Raw genomic sequence first — 20,436 nt, forward strand, 5'->3', positions numbered from 1 at the left:
ACGGTTTCACTTAAGCGTGCCGGTGGATCATAATTCCCCGGCACGTTTGCCTGCCTGCAATCAGTTAAACGGCTCGCCCAGGGTCAGCATCAGACGGTTGGCCCATGCGAAAAAGGCCGTGGACTGCACCAAATCCAACAACTCAAGCTCGCTTAATCCCAGTTCCCTCAGGGCATGTATCTGTTGCGCATTGGCGCTTGCCGGAGTGGCGGATAATGCCGCCGAAAAGTTAATTTCCGCCTGCCAGCGAGGGGATTGCCCGTCGCTCAGCGTCCCGCCAGGTTCGATGGCCAGTAGACGTTCAATCGCTTCATTATGTTTTGACAGCTGGCTGGCCTTGCGGGCGTGCACGGAGGCGCAGTAAATGCAGCCGTTGATCTTGCTGGCAACCGTGGCGGCAAGTTCGCGCTCGGCGCGGGGCAAACCGCCCGGCGTATAGAAAATGCCTTTATCGGTGAGCGTGCGCTGTTCCAGTACCGGCAGATTGCGGCCCAGCAGGCGGAAATAATCCGAGTCCTGGTGCCCAAAACGTTTCAGGGTTTCCTGCTCTTCCGGGGCGAATTCCGCGTAAGGCAGGGCGGCTATCCAGGGTTCCCAGTTAAGCTCGGCCTGGGTAAACGTCACCGGGGCGGATTTGCCGCTGGCGGTTAACGGCTGGCGGTGCCACTCGCCGGCGGCAGGAATGCGAACCTGTTCGCCGTTTGTCTGTTGGCCTCCAATCAGGCGCAGGCCGCGCAGCAGTCGGCTCTGGAAGGCCACAAAGCCAATAATTTGTGACAGTGTCACCACTTCTTCTTCGCTAAAGCCTGCCTGAATCAGCGTCTGGACGTCCTGCGGGCCTGCCTGCACCGGCTGGAAACTCAGTCTTTCGGCATGATCGAGCCAGGCGCTAAAGCGTTCGCTGGCGGGTTGGCCAGCCAGACGCTGGGCGTAATGGTCCGTGAGCCGGGCATCGTCGTGCCAGTCCGCCACTCGCCTCGCGAGATGCAGCCTTTCTGGCAGGCTCAGGCCACTTGAACTGGCCTCACCGAAAAGTGCCTCATAGCTGCCCTGCGCGTGGGCTGTGGCGGCCTCGCGGATTTCCCGCGCTTCCGCAAGCGCGGTGCCGGGAATAACGCCCGCCAGATGATTGAGCAAATCCGAATGACTCATAATGACTCCTTAGACAATGACGAGGTAGAGGTTGGGCGGGCGCTGCTGCGAACCCAGCCGAGCGCCGGGGCAACCTGCTGCGCCAGCAGTTCAATAGACCGCAAAATGTAGGCATGCGGCGGATCGATGGAGTGCACCTGGAACGAAAGGTCGGTCACGCGCTGGAGCGTGCTGTCGCGTGTCAGCGAGGCAATGACCTGCTGCGGCGTCCCCAGGTGAACGTCAAACGAGGCAATATGGCTATCCAGCGTCTCGCCCAATACCGGATGCCCCTGCGCCCGATGCTGCTCTGCCTGCTGGCGCAGCCCTTTGGCCGCGAGCTGCCTTGCCAGCTCGCCGTCGTCGGTGACAAACCCGGTTCTGGAGCCAAGGATGCGAGGCTCAACGCCCTCGGGTAAGGCGTCCAGATAGGCATCGATGATCGGGTTTTGTATCTCATCCAGCGGGGTATCCAGCGCGTCAGCCGGGCGAGGCTGAGTGCGGGAAAGCATCAGCCCGTCGCCCGCTTTTCCTGCCCGCGCGCCGCCGTCAACGGAAAAAGTCGCCTGCCAGATGCGGTTTTTTAGCTGCGGGGAGGCCGGGTAAAGATGGTTATCCGTGCCCGCCAGCGGCTCGTCGTTCAGGGCTGAGCGCAGCAATGAGAGGTTGTCGGCGTAAATTTTGCCCCTTTCCGCGCTTTGTAACCCAAATGCCGGAAAGGAGCCCGGTGTGCCGCCGGAGCCGACGCCAAGTTCAAAGCGCCCGCCGCTCAGCAGATCCAGGACAACCGCGTCTTCGGCCACGCGCAGCGCGGATTCCATCGGCAGGGTAATAATCCCTGTGCCAAGGCGTATGCGTCGGGTATGGGCCGCCACGTGGCTGAGAAACACCAGCGGGGCGGGAAGGCCGCCTTCGGCTTCATGGAAGTGATGCTGCGCCACCCAGGCGGCATCAAAACCGTGCCATTCGGCGTGAATAATTTGTTCCGTTGCCAGCCGGTAGCGTTCGGCTGCCGGGGCATGGTCAAGCAGGCGGGTAAAAAAGCCCAGTCGTTTAATGGTCATGCAACGTCCTTATGGCCAAAGCCAATATCGGGAATAGCGTTCAGCAACTGCCATGTGTAATCGCTGGCCGGGGCGTTAAATACGTCGGCAATCGGGCCGTTATCCACCAGTTCTCCGGCGCGTAGCACCGAAACGCTGTAGGCCAGCTGGCGCACGGTGGCGAGGTCGTGGGAGATAAACAGGTAAGTCAGGCCGAGCTGCTGCTGCAGGTCGTCAAGCAGGCGCAGAATTTGTGCCTGTACCGTGACATCCAGCGCAGAGGTGGCCTCATCCAGCACCAGAATTTGTGGCTCAAGAATCAGCGCGCGGGCTATAGCCACGCGCTGCCGCTGCCCGCCGGAAAGCTCACGAGGTTTGCGGGTCAACGCCTCCAGCGGGAGCGCCACGCGTTCGGTAATCGCCTCTACTTTGGCGCGCCGCTCGGCCTTCGACAGCTTGCCGAAGTTAAGCAGCGGCTCCTCGATGATACGAAAGAGCGTCTGGCTCGGGTCGAGTGAGGCAAAGGGGTTCTGGTACACCAGCTGAATTTTCTGCCGGAGCTGACGGCGCGCTTCCGGGCTGAGATCGGTGGTGTCGATGCCGTCGATCAGCACTTGCCCGCTGTCCAGCTTCTGGAAGCCAAGCAGAATGCGCGCCAGCGTGGATTTACCTGAGCCTGACTCGCCAACCAGCGCGTGGGTGGTGCCTTTGGCTACGGTAAATGACACGTTGTCCAGAGCCCGGAGCGTCTGGTCACTGCCTTTCCCCAGGGAGAAGTGCTGGCTTAGGTTACGGATTTCGATGGCCGCCGTTTGCGGGGCGCGTGAAGGCCAGGCTCGCAGCGTGCGCGACAGCCCTGGCGCATCGGCAAACAGCTGGCGCGTATAGGAGTTTTTAGGCTGTCGAACGACGTCATTCGTGGGGCCAGCCTCCTGGATTCGCCCGTCGCGGAACACCAGAATGTGGGCGGAACGCTGGGCGGCCAGCGCCAGGTCGTGTGTCACAAACAGTACAGCCGTACCGGACTCGCGCCGCAGAGTATCCAACAAATCAAGAATGCGTTTCTGCACCGTAACGTCCAGCGCGCTGGTCGGCTCATCAGCGATAATCAGCGCGGGTTTCAGGGCGATAGCCATGGCGATCAGCACCCGCTGCTTCATCCCGCCGGAAAGCTGGTGCGGATATTGCCCCGCGCGCTGCGCCGGGTGACTCAAGCCCACTTTTTCTAGCAGGGCCACAACCTGGCTTTCCCGCTCGGCTTTAGGCAACCGCGTGTGAAGTTTCAGTACCTCGGCCACCTGTTCGCCGATGGTTTTTACCGGATTCAGGGAACTGCCAGGATCCTGCGGGATCAGGCTGATGCTGGCTCCGCGCAGGGCATCAAGCTGGCGTTCAGACCAGCGGCTGATGGCTTCCCCGTTGAGCTGAATTTCACCGGATTCAATTACGCCATTGTCGCCCAGCAGCCCAATAATCGACTGGGCGAGGGTGGTTTTCCCTGAGCCGGATTCGCCCACAATCGCCAGCACCTCGCCAGCGTTCAGGCTAAAGGAGGCGTTATGCACCACGCGTTTTTTACCGCCGCGCTGGCGCCAGGCGATGCTGAGGTCGGTGATTTTTAGCAGCGGTGTATTCATGACGATCTCCGGGCAAAAGGGTGGCTAAGACGATTGACGGCAAGCACGACGGCCACGACAACCATGCCGGGGAAGGTGGAAAGCCACCAGGCCGTTGCCAGATAGTTCCTACCTTCGGCAATCAACAGGCCCCATTCCGGCGTCGGCGGCGGCGTGCCATAACCCAGAAAACTCAGCGTAGACAGCGCCAGAATGGCGGAGCCGAACTGCAGCGCGGCAAAGGCCAACACGGAGGTCAAAGCATTCGGCAAAATATGGCGCCACAGCACCTGTAGGAATGTGCCACCGCTGCCGACCGCAGCCTCGACGTAATCGCTGTGGCGAATGCGAACCACTTCTGCACGGGCCAGGCGGGTAAAGTTCGCAATAGACGTCACGCCCACGGCAATAGCGGCGTTCACGGTGCCAAAACCAAGCAGAATAATCACGCTGAGCGACAGCAGCAGACCGGGGATCGCCAGCAGCACATCCACGCCTCGCATGAGCGCGTGTTCCGTTTTGCCGCCGGTTGCCCCGGCCAGGACGCCAAGTGCAGTACCGACCACCAGCCCGAGCGCTACCGCGACCAGCGCGCCGGAGAGCGAATGCGATGCGCCCCAGACGATTCGCGCGTAGAGATCGCGGCCAAGCTGATCGGTGCCCAGCCAGTGTCCGGCCTGAGGTGCAAGACGCTGCGCGCCCGGGACGCCTTCGGTTGGGCTCCACTGAGTGAATAGCGCCGGGAACAGCGCCCAAAGTGCGACAATAATCAGCGTTAACCAGGCTAGCCAAAGACCGGGCTGAACGTTAGCGCGCAGGCCCGAAAAGCGGCTTACCGCACGGCGCGGCAGCGGAGTATTAATATCAACGGTCGTCATGCGGTGACTCCCCGAATAGATTTAAGGCGCGGATCGAGCAGGGGATAAAGCACATCCACCAGCAGATTAATGACCACGAAGCTCAGGGCGGAGATCATCACCACCGCCTGCAGCACGGCGACATCCTGATTGTTCACCGCCCGCTGCGTCAGCTGGCCCAGGCCGTTAAGGCCAAAGACGGTTTCGGTGATAAGCGCCCCGGCAATCAGCTCGCCCAGCAGCAAACCGGCCACGGTCAGCACCGGCAACAGGGCGTTGCGGGCCACGTGCCGCCACAGTACCCCGGCGCGGCTGCCGCCTTTTGCCCTGGCAACGGCGACGTACGGCTGGGTCAGCACCTGGTCGATATTTCGCATCAGCAGCTGTGCCAGCGGGGCGCTAATGGGCACCGCAAGCGTGGCGACCGGCAAAATCAGCCCCTGCCAGAAACCGGGATTGATCACCGGAATCAGCCGCCACTGGAAGGAAAACAGCTGAATGAGCGCAATGCCGAGCCAAAACGTCGGGACGGCAATGAACAGCGCCGGAAGGTTGGCAAAGAGCGTTCTCAGCCAGCGAAGCGGGGCCAGCGTAGAGGCCGCTGAAATGCCCACGGCAAGAATAATCGCGGCGGCAAAACCCAGCCCGGCTAGCCGCAGCGTCGAAGGAAGGTTGGCGGCAATCAGCTGGCTGACGGACACTCCAGCCTCGATGGAGTAGCCAAACTCACCGCGCAGCATATGGACGAGCGTCGTCAAATATTGCTGCCAGAGCGGGGTGCTTTCGCCATAGATCACCCGCATCTCCTGAATTTGCTCGGCGCTCAGGCCGAGATCCGGGTTCTGGAATTTGATCAGGACGGCATCGCCCGGCAAGAGCTGCAGAAGAATGAACGACACGCTATAGGCCGCCCACAGTACCAGCAACGCCTGGGCTATGCGCCCGGCCAGATAACGTGTCATGGTTGCCCCTTAGTGTTTTTCAAGCCAGGCGGCGTAAAACGACGGGCGTCCGACCGCTTCAAACGCCACGCCTTTCAGCCACGGTGCACCGGCAAAGACCTGCGGCTCTTCAAAGATCGGGATGACGTAGGCCTGGTCGATAAGGTAGCGCTGGGCATCGCCCGCCAGCGCCAGGCGCTTCTGCGGATCCACTTCGGAAGAGATCCCCACCAGCAGGGCGTTCAGCTTGTCGTCGGTAAACTGGGAGGCGGCGCTGAGGCCGCCTTTTTGCAGCAGGGCATCGCGGTTGGCCGGATGGAACTGGCTTTTGATCACGTCCGGGTCAGCGCGACCTACTTCGATGACGTTAACCCCGGTTTTATGCGGATCGTTGGTATCCAGCACCCGGCTACCAGCATCCCCGGCGCGCACGCTCAGGCCCACGCCGATTTGCTTCCACTGCTGGGCAACCAGCTGTAGCACTTCTTTGTTCTGCGGCTGCGGCAGGGATTCGTAAATGGTCAGCGCCAGCGGCTTGCCGTCTTTCTGGCGAACGCCGTTGCTGCCTTTTTTCCATCCGGCTTCATCAAGCAGTTTATTTGCCAGCGCCGGGTCATATTTCAGCTTGTCGCGCAGGTCAACATAGCCCGCTGCGGTGCTGGCGATCACCGACGTAGCAACCGGATAGTTGGCGGAAAACAGGGTGTCGACAACCTGCTGAGCGTTGGTGCCGTGCAGCAGCGCCTGGCGAACTTTTACGTCAGCGACCAGCGGGTTATCCGGGCGCAGCGCTATGCCGTCGTTCACGCCTCGGGTCGGGGCGGCGTAAAGGGGGAACTTCTGATCTGTGGCCTGTTTTTCGTCATAGGCCTGCACCTGGCGAATAAAGTCCGCCTGGCCCGCCAGCAGCGCGCCGATGCGCACGCTGTCCTCCGGCGTCACCAGAATCTTAATGCCGTCGAGATTAGCTGGCCCTTGCTGCGGGCTGTTTTTCGGCCCCCACTGGTAGTCTTTCCGCGCGACCAGATCGACTTCCCGGCCCAGGGTTTCGTTTTGCACCACGAACGGGCCGGAACCGATGATATTGCGGGCATCGCCCAGTTCGTCAAAGGTGCGCGACAGCGTTTTCAGGGAAACCAGGCCGGAGCCGATGGTTGCCGTGCCCTGTAAAAAGCCCGGCGACGGTTTTTTGAAGAAAAATTTGACGGTCAGCGGGTCAACAACCTCGCTATGGTCGTAGTTGTTGATCACCTCAGATACCGGCAGGCGCAGGGCTTTGTTGCCGAGGCCGTAGGTATCAAAGTTTTTGGACACGGCATTGGCATCCAGAGGGGTGCCGTCGGAGAAAGTCACGCCAGGGCGCAGCTTGAAGGTGTATTCGGTTTTGTCGGCATTGCTGGTCCAGGATTCGGCGATCCACGGTTCCACTTCCAGCGTTTTGGGGTTTTGCCAGGTCAGTTTGTCGGTAATTTGGTTCAGGATGCCGCCGTTCGGGTAAAAGCCCCCGGCCGGAGGATAAAGGTTAGTGTGAGCCTGTTGTTCCAGGTAGACCAATTCCCCGCCTTTTACCGGGGCGGCGCTGGGGCTGAAAGCAGCAAAGGCTGCTGCTAATGCCAGACCGCGAGCGATCGTATTCTGGCGAGGCGATGATGGCATGGTGTTATCCTTTATTGTCTGATTGTTAGCGGCGCACGCAGCGCCTTGAAACCCATAACAACTCAGGCAATAAAGGATGAGAACGAAGAAAAATTACTAACGATTGTTGAAAATCGACTTAACGTAAATAGGTGGCTGGCCGTCTGTGGGTGACCGCATGATGGTGTTCGCGAAAATCATCAGCGGAATCTTCTGCCGCCTGGCGCAGTTCGTCGCTGTCTGCCTGGTGGCTAAGCTGAATGTCCATATCTTTCACCACGAAGTATTCATGTCCGTGACGTTCAGCCATGGTCTGGCCGGAGAAGAGTGCGGTAACAATTAATAACAGGATAATGTTGAGCGGTTGTTTTATTGCCATCTTGCCACGCCTCGTGGGTGTTTTTTCTTGAGCCATTGTTGTTTGTGCCCCTCACCCTAACCCCAGAGGGGAGAGGGTTAGGGTGAGGGGCAGCGTCAGCACGCAACCTGGCTACTCTAGCGATAATCCCCGTGCGAAACTATTCGGCGAATCAAAAGTGATTTAAAGGTTTGTCAGCAAGGTAAAAACGGGCAAGGAAGGCGTTTTGTTGCGCTGCGGTTAAGGCGGAATATGCGAAGGGCCGCGCAAAAGCGGCAGCCCATCAGTGAAGACCGGCGAGGCGCAGGAGCGCGGTAACCAGCGCCGCGGCGATAATGACAAAAATCAATGGCACTTTGCGCCAGGCAAGGAATACGGCCACGGCAACGCCTGCAAACCTGGCGTATCCGGCGAAGTGCGCACCTTCGAAAAAGGTGGTTGCCAGCGCCACCGAAAACAGCAGGGTCGTTGCCCCGTCGTTAAGCAGCTTTTGCGAGCGTTCGGAAAGCGCCAGCTTGCTGCCGAGCTTTGCGCCACTGAAGCGCATCAGCCATGTTCCTGCGGAAAGCACGGCCAGGCCGGCAAGCACGGTGAATGTATTGGTCATTATTTTTTCCTCGCCAGCAGGCCCAGCATTGAAAGCAGTACCGGCAGGCCAACGGGGGCGAAAGGCGTGGCGGCAAGTGAAATGGCGGCCCCGGTTGAGGCGCGAACCAGGGTTGTACGGCTTTTAAACGCCGGGATCACCAGCGCCAGCAGGATAGCCGGGAATACAGCATCCAGCCCGATAACCTCCGGCGAGGGAAGCAGGCTGCCTACGCCTGCGCCAAGCAGCGTTCCTGCGGGCCAGAAGATCGCGACGCCAGCCCCACAGAGCCAGTAGGCGGCTTTGCGTTTTTCAGGCGTGGCCTGGGACAGCCCGAACACCACGCTTTCGTCGTTCATGATATGGCAGCCCAACAGGCTTAGCAGGCGTGTGCCCACCAGTTCCCGCACGGCGACGCCAAACGGAATATGTCTGGCGTTGACCAGCAGACCGGCCATCGCGGCGGCAAAAGGATTCCCGCCGCTGGCAATAATACCGATAAACATAAATTCGGATGCCCCCGCCAGCACAACAAAAGAGGCCAGAACCGGCAGCCAGAGTGGGAACCCGTAGGCCATCGCCAGCGAGCCGTAGGAGACGCCCACGACGCCGACGGCCAGGCAGACCAGAAATATCGCTTTTTTGGTGTCTCCGGGCAGGGTACGGAGATGTTCTCGCATCATCTTATGTTTTCCATATCGAACGAAATCGCCATTATAATGACCGCAATCTGTTACCATATCAAGCGAACGAATCGTTCATTTTAACGAACAGTGGGGGAGTTTTATGACCCAGCCAATAGACACCATCGCAAAAAGTTTGGTGCGTGAACGTGGGCGGACGGGGCTGTCGCTGGCGGAAGTCGCCCGCAGGGCCGGGATTGCGAAATCCACGCTTTCACAGCTGGAAGCCGGGAACGGTAATCCTAGCCTGGAGACGCTCTGGGCGCTGTGCGTGGCGTTAAATATTCCGTTCGCCACGCTGCTGGAGCCGCAAAGCGCCCGGACGCAGATTATTCGCCGGGGTGAGGGCAGCCGCATTGCCGCCGAACAGGCTAATTATGTCGCTATTTTGCTGGCAACCTGTCCGCCAGGCGTGCGTCGGGATATCTATCTGGTCGAAGCGCAGCCCGGCACGCCAAGGCTTTCAGAGCCGCATCCACCGGGTTCGGTGGAGCATATGATTGTGACGCAGGGGCGGGCTCTGGTCGGCCTGACGGAGTCTGCCGCAGAGCTGGGCGTCGGGGACTATATTTGCTACCCGGCAGATCAGCCGCATATTTTCCGGGCGCTGGAGCCGGACACGATGGCCATTATGGTGGCCGAGCAAAATTAACAGACCCGGGCTGCCGTGATAAGACAGCCCGGACGGCGCTCGTTAATGTGCAACGGATTTAGAAAAGAGGTTAATAACCAGCACACCGAGTATAATCAGCGCCATCCCTGCCAGGGCAGGCCAGTCGAGTTTTTGCCCGAGGAAAAGCCAGCCAATCATACCAATGAGCACGATGCCGGCGCCGGACCAGATGGCATAAATGATCCCGGTTGGGATAGTGCGCATGGTAATAGATAGCGCGTAAAATGCGACAGCATAAAAAAGAATCGTGACGACGCTTGGCCACAGACGGCTGAAACCATCGGAAAGTTTTAACGCGGTGGTAGCAATCACTTCGGCAACGATTGCGAGAATAAGCCAGCTGTAGGTCATGTCGGTGTATCCAGTGAGAGACGGCGGTTGCGGAGCGCTATTCTGACCTGGTGCCGTATTTTTCGAAAGACGGCCAGGTAAAAAGTCGAACGCATCCTGATGAATGTTTATGAACTGTTTAATTTGTTAATTAAAGAATCTTGCGCTGGTTATATGGTTAATGAGCAGTGTCTTTAATGTTGAGGAAAGAAAATAGCAAAACATTATCCTTTGTAAGATTTTTCTTATCAACTATGATACCGGTAACATTTGAGGCTGACCGTATGCCTGCGATGTCGTGTAGTGTCGTTAACGATAAATAACCTCGGGGTGAGGCATGGACTGGTTAGTAGACTATTTTTCTACTTATCTGTATGGGTTGAAGGTCATAGCGATTGGGTTGGCGATTCTGATGCTTATCAGCGGAATCGACGATCTGTTTATTGATATTGTGTTCTGGTTCCGCCGCCTTTGGCGCGCCTGTACCGTTTATCGTCGGCATAATCATTTAGGCTATAAGCAGCTGTATGAACCACAGGAAAAGCCGCTTGCTATCATGGTGCCGGCCTGGAATGAAACCGGCGTTATTGGCAATATGGCGAGCCTTGCGGCAAGCACGCTCGACTACGAGAATTACCATATTTTTGTCGGTACCTACCCCAACGATCCTGACACGCAGCTCGACGTCGATGAGGTGTGTGCCCGTTTCCCTAACGTGCACAAAGTGGTTTGCGCCCGCCCAGGCCCAACCAGTAAAGCCGACTGCCTGAATAATATCCTTGATGCGATTTTGCAGTTTGAGCGTAACGCCCGGTTCTCCTTTTCAGGGTTTATTCTGCACGATGCAGAGGATGTTATTTCCCCGATGGAGCTGCGGCTGTTCAACTACCTCGTTGACCGTAAAGATCTGATTCAGATCCCGGTTTACCCCTTCGAGCGCCGCTGGACCCATTTCACCAGCCTGAGCTATCTCGACGAGTTCTCCGAGCTCCACGGCAAGGATGTCCCGGTGCGTGAGGCGCTGGCAGGCCAGGTGCCAAGCGCTGGCGTCGGCACCTGCTTCAGCCGCCGCGCGGTGCTGGCGCTGCTTGCTGATGGTGACGGTATCGCCTTTGATGTGCAAAGTCTGACCGAAGACTATGACATCGGTTTCCGCCTGCGGCAAAAAGGGATGGAGGAGATATTCTGTCGCTTCCCGGTGGTGGATGACACCGATCGTTCCGCAAGGCCGTTCGGCCAGCGTAAACGCACCGCAAAAGTGATCTGCGTGCGCGAATATTTCCCGGATACGTATACGACTGCGGTGCGCCAAAAGTCCCGCTGGATTATTGGTATCGTTTTTCAGGGATTTAAGACGCATCGCTGGAGCAATAACTGGGTACTTAACTACTTCCTGTGGCGCGACCGGAAAGGCGCTGTGGCTAACTTCCTGAGTTTTGCCGCCATGCTGGTGATGCTGCAGCTGGTGGCGCTGTTAATTTATCAGCGCAGCGTAGAAGGCGCCTGGCAGTTCCTGTCGATCTTTGTCGGTGGCGCATGGCTCAGCACTCTGCTGTGGATAAACTTTTTCCTGATGGCCAACCGAATTTCACAGCGAATTATCTTCGTCACCGGTTACTACGGCTTAGGGCAGGGACTGATGTCCATTCCACGCCTTTTCTGGGGCAACTTAATCAACTTTATGGCCAACTGGCGTGCAATTCGTCAGGTGATCCAGCATGGTGATCCGAGGCGCGTTGCCTGGGATAAAACAACCCATGACTTCCCGACAGTCAATACCCGCAACCGTGCTCTTCGTCCGCTCGGTGAAATTCTGGTCAGCCAGGGCGTTATCAGCGAAGAGCAACTGATGGAAGCGCTGCAAAACAGAGTACCTGGCCTCAAACTTGGGGGGAGCCTCGTTAATCGCGGGGTGATTACGGCCCAACAGCTAGCGAATGCTCTGGCGGAACAGGCAAGCGTGCCGATGGAAATCATCGACAGCCGTCGTTTAGATGAGGCGCTGGTTAAATCGGTGCCGGCAAATGTGGCGCTGCACTACGCGGTGCTTCCGCTACGCGAGGAGCAGGGAACGCTGATTTTTGCCAGCGAAAGTGCCATTGATCCCGTCTCTCTTGCTGCGCTGGGGCGCAAAGTTCAGCGTCCAGTAAGTTACGTTATCGTGCCGCGAGGTGAAGTTGTGGTGGGGCTACGTCGCTGGTATCTCCAGTCTGAAAACGACCCGTCGGAACTGCTCTCCAGAGCGGTCAATGCGGAAATGTTAACTTCGGATCAGGCCGAGGCTATCTGGCAGGAATATGTCTCCGGGCAAATATTGTTTGCCGAAGTGCTGATTACGGAAAGTCACCTGGATGAGGCTGTACTGAAAGCGGTACTGCTGCGCTATGAGCGCAGTGAAATGCAGTTTGGTGATTTCCTGGTGCAGGAACAAGTTGTCGACCAACACGCGGTCGATCGTGCGCTGGAACAGCAAAAAATACTCCAGCCTTCTTTAAATGGGCTGATGCATAAAGCCGGGTTGAGCAGCCTGCAAATCTCCAGCCTTGCAGGAGAAATAGCATGAAGTTCAGCCTTAAACCGTTAGCTATTTTGACATGCGGCCTGATGATCGCCGGGTATTCCCTGGCGGCCACCGAAGGTTCGAAAGAGGATCTGGGGTTAAGCGATTACCGCTACTTCAAGGTGTATCCACACATTGAGCGCGCGCAAAAGGCGCTGAAAGCCAACGATGAGCAGCGTGCCATCAGCAGTTTTCAGCACGCCCGCGAGCTGGCCCCGGATAGCGTCCGACTGACGCTCTGGCTTGCGGAAGCGTATCGCCATTTTCACCATGACGATAAAGCGGCTGCGCTGCTGAATGAGCAACTACGCAAAACGCCCGACAACGCGAAGGTCCGTCGGGCGCGGGACGCTATTCCCCTTCCAGCTAAAAATGTGACAATGCGTGAGCAACTGCTGGCGTTTAACGACGAATGTAACGCTTCTCCTTCCGTGGTATGCCGCGCCGAAGTGGGTAACTTTGCCGTTAAGCTTGGGGCGTTGGATATCGCGCTGCAGCAGTTTAACGACGATGCGTTTCGCACCTCGCCTGCGGGGCACACGTTGATTAACAACCTGACTCAGCGCGCTATTTACCTGCAGGAGTGGCAAACAGCCGATCGCGGCTTTGCCCTGCAGGACAGGCTGGCGACGCTGAGTGAAGAGCAGTATCAGCAGTGGTTTGCCATCCTGCTTCATCTTGGGCGCGATCGCCGTATTCTGGATCTCCAGCAGCAGGGCGTCATGAACACGCCGGGTATGCAGCTGGCCTACGCGCAGTCCCTGGCGGAGCGCAAGAAACATCCCGAACTGGAAAATTACCTGTCCAGCCACAAGCCTGCCTTTGATACGGACAGTGAGAAACATAACTGGCGCTATCTGATGGTGACGTGGGGCGGGCTGAAGCTACCAGAGACAACGCTGCCGGTTGTGAAGCCAAAACCGCTTTCCGCCGCTGAAATTCGTATGGCGCAGGCGCGCGTGCTTAAAGACCAGTGCGATAAAGTTATCACCATCCTGGGCGACATGTCGCTGCAGTACGATGCGCAGAGCTGGTCGCACCTCGCGGAATGCTACCAGCAAACCTCGCCGGGAATGGCGCTGTATGCCGCCCAGCAGGCTCAATCCCGCGATGCTAATCCTTACTACGCGCGGCAGGTGGCTTATCTGGCGTTTGCCGTAGAAGACTACGCGCTGGCGCAAAGTAGCCTGCGGAGCGTGCCGGTTAAAACGCTTAGCGATGAAGACATCCGTGCCGCAGCTCGCAGCGCCTGGCTAGCGAAAGACAACGCCGCGCTTGACTACTGGCGACAGGTGGCCTGGCAGCGAGCCATGCCGGAGCTGAACTTTGAGACCCCGCCGGAGCAGGATCACGCCACGCGCGGTTTTGCGCTGTTTAAAGCGGGAGATATGCCCGGCGCGCGCAGCGAGCTGGAGCAAGCGTTGCAAACCATGCCTGACTCGCCGGAAATCCTGCGACAGATGGTTTATATCAACCAGCGGCTGGATGACAAGCCGCAAACCAAACGCTACAGCGAACGCGTTGTGGATGATATCGACAACACGCTGACCCCGTCCAAAGGCTTAACCAACGCGCAGCAAAAAGAGCGGTTCGCCTTCCGCCGCGTGCACGAAGATAGCCAGCGGCGCTGGACGTTCTCCTTTGACAGTTCGCTGGGCCTGACTTCCGCCTCTAAAAATGAAGCGGGCGCAGGCGGCGGCGTCTCACGAGATAAAAGCAACCGTAGTTATGGCCAGGCTGAAGCTGAATACCGCATTGGTCAGAATCAAATTCTGGATGGCGATCAGCTTTCGGTTTATACCCGACTGTTTGGCGGCAGCGCAGGGCACAGCAATATCGCGCCTGTCTATCAGCCGATGGTGGGAATGGGCGTTCGCTGGAAGCCATTGCGTGAGCAGGTTATTTATCTGGCGGTGGAGCAGCAGCTTCCTCTCGATAAGGCGGACGATGCCCGGACGGATATGATGCTGCGAGCCAGCGCTTCGTTCCTGAACGGCGGGGAGTACAGCGATGACTGGCACCCGCTGGGTAAAGGCTGGTTTGCGCAGAACCTCTATCTGGACGCGGCGCATTTCGTGAAATACGACTATCAGCTGTACACGGCCGATTACCGACAAAGCTGGCACCACAAGGTTTCGGCGCGGCACACGATCGAACCTTACTGGCATGTGCAGTACAACAACCAGACGCGGCATTCACGCAGTACGGATAACAGGCTCGGCGGCGTAGGCGTTCGCTATAACACCTGGTTTGGCGAAACACATTATGATGCTTATCCCCACAAGGCGAGCGTGGGGCTGGAATACCAGCGGGTATTCGACGGCCGCAACCGCGATATAGACTCCAAAAACAGTCTGTTCCTTACCATAGGAGTGCGTTGGTAATGAAATTTACTCCGGCATTAACGCTGGCGGCCGCGCTGTTTTGCCCGGCGTCTGCCTTTGCCATTAACGCGGTAATGTATCAGCCCCAGCTGCGTGATATGTCGATGACCGACCAGCAATGGACCACGATGCTGGCGCAGCTGAAGCAACAGGGCATTGATACTCTGGTCTTTCAGTGGAGCCGCTATGGGGACGCCTTCGCCGGCGGGGAACCGCAAAACTGGCTGGAGGGCAAGGCTCGCCTGGTAAAAAACAGCGGGTTGAAGCTGGTGCTGGGCCTGGCCGCGGACGATAAATTCTTCGAACGGCAAAATCAGCCGCTCACTGCGCTGGAAAGTTACTTTAACCTGCTGCGCGCCCGGGACGTGGCGGTTGCCACGCGCTGGACGCAGGTGCTCGGGGCTGAAAACATTGCGGGCTGGTACATCAGCAGCGAGCTGGACGACCACCGCTGGCGAAGCCCGGATATGCAGCAGGCCGCGCTGGCATGGCTGACAAAAACCCATGAGTCTCTCGCCTCGGTGGCCGATAAACCGGTTGCCGTCAGCAGCTTCTTTGCCGGCAATATGTCGCCGGATGGCTACCAAAAATGGGTGACGACCCTGAGCCACAGCGGGGTGAAAATCTGGGTGCAGGACGGGGCCGGGACGGGCGTGTTAACGCCAGCTGCGCGAGCGCTGTACCGGCAAACGCAAAGCAGCGGTGAGGTGATCGAACTCTTCCGTCAGGATAAAAATACCGCTCACTTTAGCGCCGAGCCTGTTTCTACTGCCGAGCAGAAGCGCTTAATGTCTGTCAAACCCGCAGCGGGGCAGGACAGAGTGTATTTTTCGCTGCGTTATTTAGAGGTTGCCGCTGGAATATTACAATATCGTAATGTGCCGCAGGCCAGCGTGAAAACAGAAGTGAAATAAAAATGAATGACGGCCCTGTTTTAGGGCCGTCTGGTTATTTATTTCTTAAAGACTTCGATATTAATATTTTTATGATTAGACTCGTCGCCGGTGGCAGCGATTATCACATAAAAGCAGTCGGCAGGCTTCACGTTGGACGCTTCACACTTTTGATTTACCTCTTTGGATAAATCCTTGTGTCCGACGGTCGGGGTCCCGTCTTGTTCCAGGGAAAGATCGCCAACTTTTGTATAACCAGATGATTCTTCATGAGTAATTTGTTTTGCCGCAAAAACAGGTGATGAAACCAACAGCGTTAAAGCCAGTGCGGGTAGCATATATTTCATCTTTGTCATCCTCTGAATGTTTCATTGAAATGGTTAACTGTTTTTCCTCATTAACGCATTAAAGAATTAGCACAGTTTTAAAGAAAATCAATTTCTTCACCATAGATTCAGAATGAGTTAGCGGGAAGGACTGAACATATTCCTTCCCACGACGCACGGCTCAGCGAATTAAGATTTAAAGCCTGCGGCGGTCATCAGCAGGCGAAATCCCATCCCCACTGCGGCCAGTGCAAATACGCTGACGCTCCATAGAATAACCATCCACATGACACGTTTAGCGGTCTCTTTCATCAATGGTAGCCCTCGCCAGGCTGCACCTTCCCTCGGAATACGTAATAGCTCCAGAAGGTGTAAACCAGGATTATCGGAATAATAAAAAGCGCGCCAACCAGCATAAAGCCCTGGCTTTGCGGTGGCGCAGCGGCCTGCCACAGCGTGATGTCCGGCGGAATGATGTTTGGCCAGATGCTGATGCCCAGCCCGCTAAAGCCCAGAAAAACCAGCCCCAGCGTCAGCACAAACGGTGTGGCGTGCAGGCTGTCGGTTGCCCGCACGCTGCGCCAGAGCCACAGGCTGAAGAGCACGACAAGCAGCGGGACCGGCAGCAGGAACAGCAGATTTGGCAGGGAGAACCAACGCTCGGCAATATTCGCGTGGCGAAGCGGCGTCCAGAGGCTGATCGCCGCTATCACGGCCAAAAGCGCCAGCAGCAATGCTGGGGTCAGGCTCCGCATTCTTCTTTGCAGCGGATCTTCGCTTTTCATCACCAGCCAGGTGGCACCCAGTAAAGCGTAGGCTATGACCAGACCCAGGCCGCAGAACAGGTTGAACGGCGTCAACCAGTCAAGCTGGCTACCGGCAAAATGCCGCCCGCTGACTGAAAAGCCTGAGATAACGGCGCCGACGGCGATACCCTGGCAAAAAGTCGCCAGAATCGATCCTCCCAGGAACGCTTTGTCCCAGAAGGGGCGATGCGCCGGCGTGGCCTTAAAGCGGAACTCGAAGGCGACGCCGCGAAAAATCAGCCCCACCAGCATCAGCGTGAGCGGAATAGTCAGGGCATCGACGATAACCGCATACGCCAGGGGGAAGGCACCAAACAGGGCAGCCCCGCCCAGCACCAGCCAGGTTTCGTTCCCGTCCCAGACCGGTGCCACGCTGTTGACCATCACATCGCGGTCATCAGCGTCGCGAATAAACGGAAACAGAATGCCAATCCCCAGATCGAAACCGTCCATCACGATATACATCAGGGTGGAGAAGACGATGATCACAAACCAAATAACAGATAAATCGATGCCCATTAGCGCGTCTCCTCGAGTGATTCAGCGACCGCAGACAGCGGGCGGGATGGGGTGCCTTGTGCCGGATGGTCGTCGAACGGCTGCGGGCCTTTTTTGATGAGCCGAATCATGTAGCCGTAGCCGACGCCAAACACCGACATGTACACCACAAAGAAAGCGGCCAGGCTGAGGCTCATTTGCAGCGTACCGTGGGCAGACACGGCATCTTTGGTGCGCAGCAGGCCATAAACGACCCAGGGCTGGCGGCCAACCTCCGTCGTAATCCACCCGGCGAGAATGGCAATCAGCCCCGAGGGCCCCATCCACAGCGCAAAGTGCAGGAACGGGCGGCTCTCAAACAGCCGGTCGCGGTAGCGAAGCCACAGGCTGGCGACGCCGAGCAGGATCATCAGCATGCCTAAGCCCGCCATCACGCGGAACGACCAAAAGACAATCGGCGAGTTAGGGCGGTCCTCTTTCGGGAACTCTTTCAGGGCAGGCACCTGTTTTTCCAGACTGTGGGTGAGGATCAGGCTGCCGAGCGCCGGGATTTCCAGGCCAAAGCGGGTGCGCTCCTGGTCCATATCCGGCAGTCCGAACAGCAGCAGCGGCGTCGGCTCGCCGGGACGGTTTTCCCAGTGTCCCTCAATGGCGGCGATTTTAGCCGGTTGATGCTGGAGCGTATTCAGGCCGTGCATGTCGCCGATCATTGCCTGAAGGGGGGCGACAATCACCGCCATCCACAGGGCCATTGAAAACATGGTGCGAATGGCTGGCGCGTTATTGCCGCGCAGCAGGTGCCAGGCGGCGGAGGCCCCAACAAAGAAGGCGCTGCTGAGGAACGCCGCCACGGACATATGCAGCAGGCGATAAGGGAATGACGGGTTAAAGACCACCGCCAGCCAGTCCACCGGGACGACCTGTCCGTTGTGGATCTCAAAGCCCTGAGGGGTTTGCATCCAGCTGTTTGAGGCGAGGATCCAGAAAGTGGAAATGATTGTCCCGAGCGCCACCATGCAGGTGGCGAAGAAGTGCAGACCCGGGCCAACGCGGTTCCAGCCGAACAGCATCACGCCCAGAAAACCGGCTTCAAGGAAGAAAGCGGTCAGCACTTCGTAGGTCAGCAGCGGGCCGGTGATGCTGCCGGCAAACTGCGAGAACCCGCTCCAGTTGGTGCCGAACTGGTAGGCCATGACCAGCCCGGAGACCACGCCCATGCCAAAGTTGACGGCAAAAATCTTCGACCAGAAGTGGTACAGCGAGCGGTAAACCGGGTTTTTAGACTTAAGCCAGAGCCCCTCAAGTACCGCGAGGTAGCTGGCAAGCCCGATGGTGATGGCCGGGAAAATAATGTGGAAGGAGACAGTGAAAGCAAACTGGATCCTCGCCAGGTGAAAAGCGTCTAAACCGAACATGCAGAACTCCGCATAGCAAATTATTCGGTTCGATTGTAGGCCGCGCCACGTCTGGGTTGTATGAACAGAGCGACTGCAAAAATGGATAACAGTTTCTAGCCCTCAATAACGCTTCCCCAAAACTCCTCCAAAACCATTCCCCAAAACTGGATAAAAATCAGACTGCAATATACGTCCAGCCAAAGAGCGCTGCTCATGAAACGAAACTTAATGAAAGAGGTATCGCTAGTTTATTCCCTTTCTTGCCCTGCGTTATATGCAAATAACTATCCCAAATATCATTGAGCTGGGTTGATAACCGCGATGCTGATGGAAAACACCGCGCTGCGGGGGAAGAACTGCTGAGGAGGATACGATCTAAAAATCAAAGCAATTAACTTATATAAAATCATTCAGTACAGAGTACTGTTGAAACTAAATATTTGTCACAGGCTAGTTATGAATTGCGAGTAGGTTATGGTGGAAGAGAAATTTGCGTTAGGGAGAATGGTTCGGTAGTATTATGGTGAATGTGCTAAGCATTTCTCAGGTATACGGGAAACAGAAAGATAGAGGGATCTATGAGTACTTACATCGATGTTGCACGACGAATAGCTAAAATAATCATCTCACCAGATTCAGTCAGTGGCTTTTTTCACGGTGTCATGTCAATACCCCAAGACTTGGGGTATCTTGCATATGGTTTTCTTGATACCGATTCCCGTTATATCAGGGGAAATGAACGTATCCGTATGGCTAAAGCACTTCAACATGGCATCTTGCAAAACTCAAACTTCATAAAAACGGTTGAAAATGTTCTGGGTGTATTTAATAAATATATACCGCAAGAAAAACAAAACAGTTTATACAGTAAGACACTTTTTTCAGTCACGGGTAGAGCTGTAGGAAATACTGTTGTTTCGGGCAGAATAGCCCAAGTTATTGCTCAGCGGGCCAGCTTCACTGTGGGGGTTAGAGGAAGTGCTTTGGGCAATGTTCTGCTTTCAGGTGGTATGATAGAAAGAAGCATCTACACATCTTTCAGGCTGCAAACATATGCACCTGAGGTATATAATAGCCTGAGGAGGTATGATTATGATTTGCTCTATTTTTTTCTGGAGCCTGCATTGCAACCTTTTCTGGAAGCCATCCATATAAGACACACTTTCGGACAATCGGCATTTAATAAAATCATTGATGAACTAGATAATGAACTTCAAAAAAAACGAATCTGAAAATAGTGCTAAAAATAAGTTGATAAGAATCTTAATACATTACTCTGGTGCGCTTTGGGGTGGTGTTATATTCTGGCTTTCTATATATTTTTTCTTTCATTTCGAAACATGGCTGGAGAGAGGAGTGTCAATTGGGATGGTTTTAGTAGTGACTTATTTGATTTCAAAGATAATTCCTGAGAAATGGCGATAATTATCCTGAGATTGAAAGTCCTGAGTTAGATGTTCAAGGGGACTCGGAACTATGTCCCTAAAGCTTATCAGTCCTGCCTTTTGCAGTCAGGGCAACCTGCTTCCTCCTTATGTTCAGCGGCATAAGGAGTCTTCTTATGGCTGTTGCGGAGATCAATATCTACTGCGATTTTAAAAATATCTTGCGGCTCTTAATGCTGTTGGTGTAAGTACACCCGTTTTAGTTCCACGCCCGGGATGTAGAAACAGAGGGGCAAGAAAAAGGGATAACAGTTTGACTGAGAACTAATTCGAA

The 20,436-nt window shown here is 56.3% G+C and carries 19 protein-coding genes; 5 read left to right on the forward strand and 14 right to left on the reverse strand.

The features are described from left to right. Positions 1-60 precede the first annotated feature (60 nt). From WFK85_RS06665 to WFK85_RS06705, 9 genes are all read right to left on the reverse strand, one after another. Positions 61-1,152: an alkylhydroperoxidase domain protein gene (locus WFK85_RS06665; RefSeq protein WP_166992206.1), complete on the reverse strand. Its 1,092-nt coding sequence runs from the start codon at positions 1,150-1,152 to the stop codon at positions 61-63. Continuing rightward, complete coding sequence (locus tag WFK85_RS06670; protein WP_213714456.1) at positions 1,149-2,195, reverse strand: putative FMN-dependent luciferase-like monooxygenase; 1,047 nt, start codon at positions 2,193-2,195, stop codon at positions 1,149-1,151. The genes WFK85_RS06665 and WFK85_RS06670 overlap by 4 nt, the downstream gene beginning before the upstream one ends. Continuing rightward, positions 2,192-3,811 (reverse strand): ABC transporter ATP-binding protein, encoded by a 1,620-nt coding sequence (locus WFK85_RS06675; RefSeq protein ID WP_336707236.1) that lies wholly within the window; start codon positions 3,809-3,811, stop codon positions 2,192-2,194. Before WFK85_RS06675 ends, WFK85_RS06670 begins: the two co-directional genes overlap by 4 nt. Continuing rightward, complete coding sequence (locus WFK85_RS06680) at positions 3,808-4,668, reverse strand: ABC transporter permease subunit (protein ID WP_166992215.1); 861 nt, start codon at positions 4,666-4,668, stop codon at positions 3,808-3,810. The genes WFK85_RS06675 and WFK85_RS06680 overlap by 4 nt, the downstream gene beginning before the upstream one ends. After that, positions 4,665-5,609 carry an ABC transporter permease subunit gene (locus WFK85_RS06685; protein ID WP_166992218.1) on the reverse strand — a complete coding sequence of 315 codons (945 nt, stop codon included), beginning with the start codon at positions 5,607-5,609 and terminating at the stop codon, positions 4,665-4,667. Before WFK85_RS06685 ends, WFK85_RS06680 begins: the two co-directional genes overlap by 4 nt. Positions 5,610-5,618: 9 nt before the next feature. Then, positions 5,619-7,244 (reverse strand): TIGR04028 family ABC transporter substrate-binding protein, encoded by a 1,626-nt coding sequence (locus WFK85_RS06690; RefSeq protein ID WP_336707233.1) that lies wholly within the window; start codon positions 7,242-7,244, stop codon positions 5,619-5,621. Between the two features lie 118 nt (positions 7,245-7,362). After that, the gene (locus tag WFK85_RS06695) at positions 7,363-7,602 is read right to left on the reverse strand and encodes a DUF2554 family protein (RefSeq protein WP_039302993.1); all 240 of its coding nucleotides are present in this window, start codon (positions 7,600-7,602) and stop codon (positions 7,363-7,365) included. 262 nt (positions 7,603-7,864) lie between these two features. After that, positions 7,865-8,188 carry an AzlD domain-containing protein gene (locus tag WFK85_RS06700; protein WP_008461429.1) on the reverse strand — a complete coding sequence of 108 codons (324 nt, stop codon included), beginning with the start codon at positions 8,186-8,188 and terminating at the stop codon, positions 7,865-7,867. Further along, a complete protein-coding gene (locus WFK85_RS06705; protein WP_008461430.1) occupies positions 8,188-8,847 on the reverse strand; it encodes an AzlC family ABC transporter permease in 660 nt (219 codons plus the stop codon). Before WFK85_RS06705 ends, WFK85_RS06700 begins: the two co-directional genes overlap by 1 nt. A gap of 106 nt (positions 8,848-8,953) precedes the next feature. Between WFK85_RS06705 and WFK85_RS06710 the strand changes: the two genes are divergently transcribed. Beyond that, complete coding sequence (locus WFK85_RS06710; protein WP_008461431.1) at positions 8,954-9,502, forward strand: helix-turn-helix domain-containing protein; 549 nt, start codon at positions 8,954-8,956, stop codon at positions 9,500-9,502. A gap of 42 nt (positions 9,503-9,544) precedes the next feature. Here WFK85_RS06710 and WFK85_RS06715 read toward each other — a convergent pair whose 3' ends face one another. Then, a complete protein-coding gene (locus WFK85_RS06715; RefSeq protein ID WP_008461433.1) occupies positions 9,545-9,874 on the reverse strand; it encodes an SMR family transporter in 330 nt (109 codons plus the stop codon). 316 nt (positions 9,875-10,190) lie between these two features. Between WFK85_RS06715 and nfrB the strand changes: the two genes are divergently transcribed. From nfrB to WFK85_RS06730, 3 genes are read left to right on the forward strand one after another with little or no spacing between them, the layout of a single operon-like run. After that, positions 10,191-12,416 (forward strand): cyclic di-3',5'-guanylate-activated glycosyltransferase NfrB, encoded by a 2,226-nt coding sequence (nfrB, locus tag WFK85_RS06720; RefSeq protein WP_336707228.1) that lies wholly within the window; start codon positions 10,191-10,193, stop codon positions 12,414-12,416. Then, positions 12,413-14,797 carry an NfrA family protein gene (locus WFK85_RS06725; protein ID WP_336707226.1) on the forward strand — a complete coding sequence of 795 codons (2,385 nt, stop codon included), beginning with the start codon at positions 12,413-12,415 and terminating at the stop codon, positions 14,795-14,797. Before nfrB ends, WFK85_RS06725 begins: the two co-directional genes overlap by 4 nt. Then, positions 14,797-15,711, forward strand: coding sequence for a DUF4434 domain-containing protein (locus tag WFK85_RS06730; RefSeq protein WP_336707224.1), 915 nt, complete (start codon positions 14,797-14,799; stop codon positions 15,709-15,711). The genes WFK85_RS06725 and WFK85_RS06730 overlap by 1 nt, the downstream gene beginning before the upstream one ends. Positions 15,712-15,749: 38 nt before the next feature. Here WFK85_RS06730 and WFK85_RS06735 read toward each other — a convergent pair whose 3' ends face one another. The 4 genes from WFK85_RS06735 to WFK85_RS06750 form a co-directional block, all read right to left on the reverse strand. Next, positions 15,750-16,037, reverse strand: a complete 288-nt coding sequence (locus WFK85_RS06735; RefSeq protein WP_008461440.1) for a hypothetical protein — start codon at positions 16,035-16,037, stop codon at positions 15,750-15,752. A gap of 168 nt (positions 16,038-16,205) precedes the next feature. Further along, on the reverse strand, positions 16,206-16,328 hold the full coding sequence (locus tag WFK85_RS06740; RefSeq protein ID WP_008461441.1) for a DUF2474 domain-containing protein: 123 nt from the start codon (positions 16,326-16,328) through the stop codon (positions 16,206-16,208). Then, the gene (cydB, locus tag WFK85_RS06745; RefSeq protein ID WP_336707222.1) at positions 16,328-17,341 is read right to left on the reverse strand and encodes a cytochrome d ubiquinol oxidase subunit II; all 1,014 of its coding nucleotides are present in this window, start codon (positions 17,339-17,341) and stop codon (positions 16,328-16,330) included. Before cydB ends, WFK85_RS06740 begins: the two co-directional genes overlap by 1 nt. After that, a complete protein-coding gene (locus WFK85_RS06750) occupies positions 17,341-18,735 on the reverse strand; it encodes a cytochrome ubiquinol oxidase subunit I (protein ID WP_336707221.1) in 1,395 nt (464 codons plus the stop codon). Before WFK85_RS06750 ends, cydB begins: the two co-directional genes overlap by 1 nt. Positions 18,736-19,295: 560 nt before the next feature. On the opposite strand from WFK85_RS06750, the gene WFK85_RS06755 reads away from it, so the two are divergent. After that, positions 19,296-19,949 carry a hypothetical protein gene (locus tag WFK85_RS06755; protein WP_336707219.1) on the forward strand — a complete coding sequence of 218 codons (654 nt, stop codon included), beginning with the start codon at positions 19,296-19,298 and terminating at the stop codon, positions 19,947-19,949. Positions 19,950-20,436 lie beyond the last annotated feature (487 nt).

This window comes from Cedecea sp. VD22 (assembly GCF_037150195.1).
Lineage (GTDB): Bacteria > Pseudomonadota > Gammaproteobacteria > Enterobacterales > Enterobacteriaceae > Cedecea.